Origin of the sequence: Actinocrinis puniceicyclus (genome assembly GCF_018283645.1) — a bacterium.
GTDB classification, from domain to species: domain Bacteria; phylum Actinomycetota; class Actinomycetes; order Streptomycetales; family Catenulisporaceae; genus Actinocrinis; species Actinocrinis puniceicyclus.
Map to the genome: position 1 here is coordinate 1 of NZ_JAGSXH010000253.1, position 3,033 is coordinate 3,033.

Here is a 3,033-nt window from a genome sequence, read left to right on the forward strand (position 1 = left end):
GAAGTCAAGGCTCACACCGTCGGATCCTGCGACCGTCGCCTGGTTGGTGTCAATAGCGGTGTTAGTCATACGAATCATCCCTTCGTGACCGGATGTTTCGCTTCCGCACCGTTATCGAGACAGACCCTAGGCTAATTTGATCTTGGGTCGGTCCAGTTCGGCGACATGCCCGTGGCGTCAATAGTTTGTGATGTGGGGCTGGGTCTATCGTTGCGGTCGTGTCGCTGGTGGGTGAGGGCCCTTCGGGCCGGGTCGCGGTGCCGTCGCAGGTTTCTGTCGGGGTGCTGGCGGTGACGGTGCCGTGGTTCAAGGTGGCGGATGCGGTCGCGGCGTGCGGGGTGAAGGAGAAGCGCAGCGACGGGACGCTGCCGGCGCATGTCGTGGCGTATCTCACGATGGGTCTGTGTCTGTTCGCGGATGATCCTTACGAGGAGGTCGCGACGAAGGTGACCGGTTCGCTGGCCGAGTGGGGCTGCTGGAACGCGGCCTGGCCGGTGCCGACGGCCTCGGCGATCACCCAGGCGCGCAAGCGGCTGGGCCGCGATGTCCTCAAGGATCTGTTCTACCGGGTGGCCGGGCCGGTCGCCGAGAGTGCCACGCGCGGGGCCCGGCTGCGCGGGTGGCGGCTGACGGCGGTCGACGGGTTCGAGCTGGACCTGCCCGACAGCAAGCAGAACGCGGCGGAGTTCGGTTACGCCGGGAGCGAGAGATCCGGCAACCGCTCCGCGTTTCCCAAGGCCAGGGTGGTGGCGGTGGCCGAGTGCGGCACGCACGCGTTCCTGGACGCCGAGGTTGCCGGGATCGGGGTCGGGGAGAAGAGCGTGGCCGGCCCGCTGCTCGACCGGCTCGGCGAGGACTGGCTGCTCACGGCGGACCGGGGCTTCTACAGCTTCGAGGCATGGGGGCGGGCACGGCGCTCGGGCGCCGGCCTGCTGTGGCGGGCCCCGACCCAGCTGCGCCTGCCGCTGGTCGCCTGGCTGGCGGACGGCACCTACCTCTCGGTCCTGATCAAGCCGGGGCTGCGCGAGGCGGCGCGCACCGCGCTGATCGAGGACGCGAAAGCCGGGCGGGAACTGGATCCCGAGCGCGCGCACCTGGTGCGCGTCGTCGAATACGACGTCCCGGACCGCGAGGGCAAGGAATTGATCGCCCTGATCACCTCGATCACCGATCCCGCGGCGGCCCGCGCGGACGAACTGGCCTCGGCCTACCATCAGCGGTGGGGTGCGACACGAGGTCGCACGAGTTGAGTGAGCTAGCTGATAGGAGGGTCGGCAGATGATGTCGACGGCGTAGTTCCGGGCCAGTGCTCGAGGCCTGTCCCCCACTCCGACATGCGTCGCTGGTAACGGCGGGGTGTGAAGCTCGGGGGAAAAGCCCAAGGGCGCCCGTTCCATCCGGGGGCCACAGGCAAGGGGAAGACCGGACGGGTGAACGTGAGTGAACCCCTGAGGATGCTTCGTGATCATGGGCCCCGGCAGGTGGGATGTTCCGGCGGGGTGCAGGACTGGCCGTTGAGAAGCGGCAGGCGCCGGTTGAGGACCCATCATCAGCCGGGAGAGCATCGCCGTCTCGGAGTTTAGGGGGCACCCACCCCGGTCGTGTCTCACTCGTGTGGAACGTGGAAACCCCGTTGGGGTCCGGGCGTGTAAGCAGCCTGGTAAGCCGACCGTGAGGAAGGCCCAGCTCCCCAGCGGGAACAGGATGACCCAAGAAGCCAATGCCGATGGCCGAAAGGCGACGGGAAACCGGGGCAGCGGGCCAGCTCCTTCGCTGGCCGCCTTGGATAACCGGTCGGATACGGGTGCTGCCCGGACCCGAAAGGGTGCTGACGTGGGTCGGGTGGGCTTGTGCGGACTCGATGACCATCAGCGTTGGAACCGAAGGGCAAGTTGGACACCTCGCAGTTGCGGGCGCCCGTGGCGGATACCGTCGTGGGTGATGCTGCATCCGGGGTGAACGGACCGGAGGGCGATCCCACGGACTGGTTCGAGATCGACTGGGACCAGGCCGAGGGGGACGTACGGCGGCTGCGGCAGCGGATCTTCACGGCGTCACAGGCAGGGGACCTCAAGAAGGTCCGGAATCTACAGAAACTGATGCTCCGCTCCCGCTCCAACACGTTGGTCAGTGTCCGGCGGGTCACGGAGGTCAATGCCGGCCGCAAGACGGCGGGGATCGACGGGCGCACCGCGCTGCTGGCATCACAGAAGGCCGAACTGGCCGACTGGATCCAGCACCGGGCGCAGGCGTGGAAACCCCGACCGGTCAAGCGGGTGTTCATCCCCAAGGCCAACGGAAAACAGCGCGGCCTCGGCATTCCCGTGATCGCGGACAGGGCTTTGCAAGCCGTGGTCCTCAATGCACTGGAACCCGAGTGGGAGGCGCGATTCGAGCCGAGGTCCTACGGATTTCGCCCCGGGCGCGGCTGTCACGACGCGATCGGCGTGATCTTCCTGGCCGCGAAGGGCAAGAGCCCGAAGCGGCAGTGGATCCTTGACGCAGACCTGGCGGCGGCGTTCGACCGGATCGATCATGACCGCCTCATGAGTTCGCTCGGCCTGTTCCCCGCGCGGGGGCTGATCGAGCAATGGCTCAAGGCGGGAGTGGTCGACCGCGGTCATCTTGCCCCGACCGAGGAGGGTACCCCGCAAGGCGGGGTGATCTCTCCCGCGCTGATGAATGTGGCCTTACACGGGATGGAGGAGGCGGCCGGGGTCCGTTACCAGCGAACCGGCGCTCGCGCCGGCGAACTGGAAGCGGGCGCACCGACCCTGGTCAGATACGCAGACGATCTGCTGGCGCTGTGTCACAGCCATGACGAAGCCCGGCAGGTCAAGCAACGGCTCGCCGTGTGGCTCGCGCCCAGGGGCCTGGCCTTCAACGAGGAAAAGACACGCATCGTGCACCTCGTCCTGTTGACTGAACTACGGTTGGTGTTTCCGCAGCTCATTGGCTATGTGTGCGGGGTTGCTGCTACCTTCGCGGCGTGATTGGCGATGGTGGTTGCGAGCGGGATCTGGCGGCTTTGGT

The 3,033-nt window shown here is 67.2% G+C and carries 1 protein-coding gene and 1 pseudogene; both read left to right on the top strand.

Annotated features, from left to right (window positions below; genetic code table 11):
* Window positions 1-218 precede the first annotated feature (218 nt).
* Entirely contained in the window at window positions 219-1,250 is a 1,032-nt protein-coding gene (locus tag KGA66_RS28475; protein ID WP_211472619.1) for an IS4 family transposase, read from the top strand.
* Between the two features lie 669 nt (window positions 1,251-1,919).
* Window positions 1,920-2,912 (top strand): annotated as a pseudogene (locus tag KGA66_RS28480) (reverse transcriptase domain-containing protein); the annotation flags it as partial.
* Window positions 2,913-3,033 lie beyond the last annotated feature (121 nt).